Origin of the sequence: Bifidobacterium sp. A11 (assembly GCF_000499185.1) — a bacterium.
Classification (GTDB): Bacteria; Actinomycetota; Actinomycetes; order Actinomycetales; family Bifidobacteriaceae; genus Bombiscardovia; species Bombiscardovia mizhiensis.
The window spans coordinates 1-3,649 of sequence record NZ_AWUO01000024.1 but is presented as its reverse complement, the minus strand read 5'-3'; the positions used below and the strand labels follow the sequence as shown (position 1 = coordinate 3,649).

3 protein-coding genes are annotated in these 3,649 nt (G+C 61.5%); all 3 read left to right on the top strand.

All coding sequences use genetic code 11. The features are described from left to right. The first annotated feature begins 213 nt into the window (after nt 1-213). Nucleotides 214-945: an ABC transporter ATP-binding protein gene (locus P273_RS0109075; RefSeq protein WP_029676375.1), complete on the top strand. Its 732-nt coding sequence runs from the start codon at nt 214-216 to the stop codon at nt 943-945. After that, complete coding sequence (locus tag P273_RS0109070) at nt 942-2,978, top strand: FtsX-like permease family protein (RefSeq protein ID WP_024628116.1); 2,037 nt, start codon at nt 942-944, stop codon at nt 2,976-2,978. Before P273_RS0109075 ends, P273_RS0109070 begins: the two co-directional genes overlap by 4 nt. Before the next feature lie 44 nt (nt 2,979-3,022). Further along, nucleotides 3,023-3,649: ABC transporter transmembrane domain-containing protein (locus P273_RS0109065; protein ID WP_029676374.1), on the top strand; the 627-nt coding region annotated here is incomplete at its 3' end.

Sequence of the window (3,649 nt, the reverse complement as noted above, 5' to 3'; positions counted from 1 at the left end):
CCCCTAAATTAGGTATGCCCTTAGCGCATACGAATCATACTTTACAATAATTTTTGACTTATTGCATCTTTTTGTCAATAATTTATGGAAGACTTTTAACCGTCACGCAAGCAATACTTGTATTGCGTCTCAGTGTAAAGTTCGCTGTAGCTTTTCGCGTTGTGGATTCGTATGGTGCTCGGGGTTTCGTCGGGCTGTGGATTGGGGTTGGGTATGGCTGGTGAGTTTCTGTCCCTTGAGGGTGTCTCCTATCATTACGGTTCGGGCGGGGCCGGCATCACCGACGTGTCCCTGCAATGCCCGCCTGGGTCGTGGACGGCGATCATGGGGCCCTCGGGCGCGGGCAAGTCGACCCTGCTGAATTGCGCCTCGGGCCTGCTGCCGGTCGACCAGGGCTTGGTGCACATCGGGCAGCATGACCTGGCCCGGATGGGAGAGGCCGACCTGACACGTGTCAGGCGTGACCTGATCGGGTTCGTGTTTCAGGACTACAACCTCGTCGAAGCGTTCACATGCCTGCAGAACGTGATGCTGTCCTTCCTCTTCGGCGGGCCGCGCATCGAGGTCGACGACGCCGTGCGGGCCCTGCAGGCGGTGGGTCTGGATGGTTTCGCCGACGTCTATCCCTCGGACATGTCGGGCGGGCAGCGGCAGCGTGTGGCGGTGGCCAGGGCTTTGGCCTCGAGGCCCTCGGTCGTCTTTGCCGACGAGCCGACGGGCGCCCTGGACACCGCCGGCTCCCAGCTGGTGCTGGACGCCTTCGGCCAGGTGGCGGCGCGGGGGTCCACGGTGCTGATGGTGACCCACGACCCGGATGTGGCGGCCCGTGCTGGCAGCACCGTGTTCCTGGTCGACGGCCGCATCCACTCGGTGTGGTCGGGCTGCACGGCCGAGCAGCTGGCCATGCACCTGGCCGAGACCACGTTGAGCGGGGCCGACCGGTGAGCGCGGGCATGGCCTCCCCGGCCCAGCAGGCGAGCCGACCCTGGCGCAAGCGGCCAACAAGGGCCAGCCTGTCCTTCTCCCTGGTCAGGGCCCACCGCTCCTCCTACTGGATCATGTGCCTGGCCGTGTTCGCCACCACGACCCTGTCCTGCGCGACCCTGCAGGCACGTCAGGCGGGCCTGGCCTACGACGGCCTGCACGGCCTGGAGGGCCTGAACGCCTACCACCGCATTCTGACCAAGGCCTACTACGACCTGGCATTGAACACTGTGTCGCTGATCGCGCTGGTGTTCTGCCTGCTGGTGACGGTGTTCCTGGTCCTGTCATCGGTGTCCTTCCTGGTCCAGGAAAGGCGCCGGGAATACGGCCTGATGCGGCTCAACGGCGCCTCGGGCAAACAGGTCGTGGCCATGGCCCTGCGAGAGTTCTCCCTGCCCCTGGCCCTGGCCGACGCCGCGGGATGCCTGGCCGGATCCCTGCTGACCGTTCCTGTGGGCATGGCCTTCATAAGGGCCATGGGCACCACGGACATCGACCTGCTCTTCCACCCCAGGGCCCGCCTGTGGGTGGCGGCCGTGGCCTTCGCCCTGATGATGGCGGTCTGCCTGCTGGGCGTGTGGCTGGCCACGCGCAGGTTCGGGGCCGAGACCCCCCTGAAGCTGATGACACAACCGGCCGTCAAGGACAAAAAGGCCAGCCGGTTGCGGATCGTATGCTCCCTGGCCCTGTTCCTAGCCTCTATCACGGTCGCCTTCATGCCGGTCGACCGCTCGGAGTTCTACGACCGGCTGCTGGGCTTGATCGTCCTACTGATAATCACCGTGTACGTGGCCGCCCCCCTGCTGGTCCCCCCGGTAGCATCCCTGCTGGGCCTGCTGGCCGAAAAAACCGCGGCCGGACCGGGCCTGCTGGCCCGGCAACGGGTCCGCAGGGGCAGGGCAGGCGCCACGGCCATAGCGTTGCCGGCCATGATGGCGCTGACCATTCTGGTCTCCTTCATCCTCATCATGCAGGCGGGCCGCATGAGCTCGGTGGTGCTCAGCATCGAGCCCATGAAGGCCGACGTGGTGGCCTCCTCGGACGACCTGTCCCAGGCCGGCAGGATCTCGCGCACGCTGCAGGGGCTCGGACGGGAGGTCGGCACAGCCGACATCTACCAGACCCAGCAATGGGTCCTGACCGACAAGCACGGAAACATCCAGATGGACACCTTCCTCCAGGTCACCTGGGCCCAGGCCCGTGACCTGGCCGACCCCAGCCACAAGGACACCGCCCCCAAGGTGCTCCAGGGCAGCCTGGCCGACCTGGGCGCCGGCAAGGTGGCCATAAGCAGAGCATACGACAACCAGCGCAAGCCGGGCGACACGATCACCCTCATCGACCGCCACGACAAAAGACACCAGGTCCAGGTCGTGGCCGTCATCGAGCCGCCCAAGACCACCCCCCACGTGAACATGGACATGCTCACGACCGAGGATGGCCTGCCCAGGGAGGGCGAGAACGGCCGACTGTACGCCTTCATCACCGCCCGCGACCACACCCAGGCCGACGACATAGCCCAACAGATAAGGGACACCACCCACAAGATCACCGCCTTGAACAGGCAGGACTTCATCGACGACTACATCAAGACCAGCATCAAGGAGCAGCAGGGAACACCGCTCATGATAGCCGGCGGCACCATCCTGGCCCTGATATTCCTCGTCCAATCTATAGCCATAGGAATCAGCGAACGACGCATGCAGAACCGGCGCCTCAACCAGATGGGCGTCACCCGCGGCGCCCTCGCCTGGTCAGCGGCCATCGAGACCACACTCGACGTCACCGCCGGCATCATCCTCTCCCTCGTCGCCGTGGCCATCACCGAGGCATCCGTGGCGATAAGCTTCGTCCGGGACGGGGTCGGCATACAACACACACCCATCATCGCAGACATCTTCCTACCCATGTCCCTCCTGCTCCTGGCCGTCGCCATAGCCACCACCATCCTCTGCACACGCCTCACCCACAAGAACCAACCCACAAAACACTAGAGGCCAGGCCAACCATGAACTTTATCCACGTCGTCAGGAAATACATGCCGGGGCACATTCTTGCATACACGGCAAGCCTTCTGCTGGGAATCCTCGCACAAGCGGTCGTCCTGCTGCAACCACAGCTCAGCGGAGCCCTCATAGACGGCGTGCAACAACACAAAGCAATCGTATTAATCGCGGTGCAATTGGGAATACTGTTCATTCTTGGCGCTGTATTGACAGCAATCCAGCAAGCCATACTAGGCACAATAGGGGAGAAATCATTATATTCCATTCGCAACAGCATGGTCGACAAGTTTTTCCGGATGAGTTTGCTTGATAGGGAACAGAAACCTCCGGCCTGGTATTCGCAAAGAGTTTCCAATGATGCCGCTTTGATAAAGTCGGTTCCATCGCAATTCCTCTCACTGGTGCAAGGAATAATCCTGATTGTAGGTTCAGGGGTGTGCCTTGTGTGGCTTGACCCCATTTTCTTTGTGATAGTTCTCATTCCTGCAGGTTTTTCAATATCACTTATGCTTATTGCAACTAAGCCGGTAAAAAAACTGCAGAACAATCTGCAGAATGCAACAATGGACATGACCTCGACTGTGCAGGAAGCCGCCGCTTCCATGAGAACACTTGAAGCCTATAACTCTATCGACCCGGAAAAAACAAGATATATGCGG

Excerpts from the sequence above, each read along its gene's own strand:
- P273_RS0109075 (WP_029676375.1), top strand. The coding sequence starts at position 214 with ATGGCTGGTGAGTTTCTGTCCCTTGAGGGTGTCTCCTATCATTACGGT.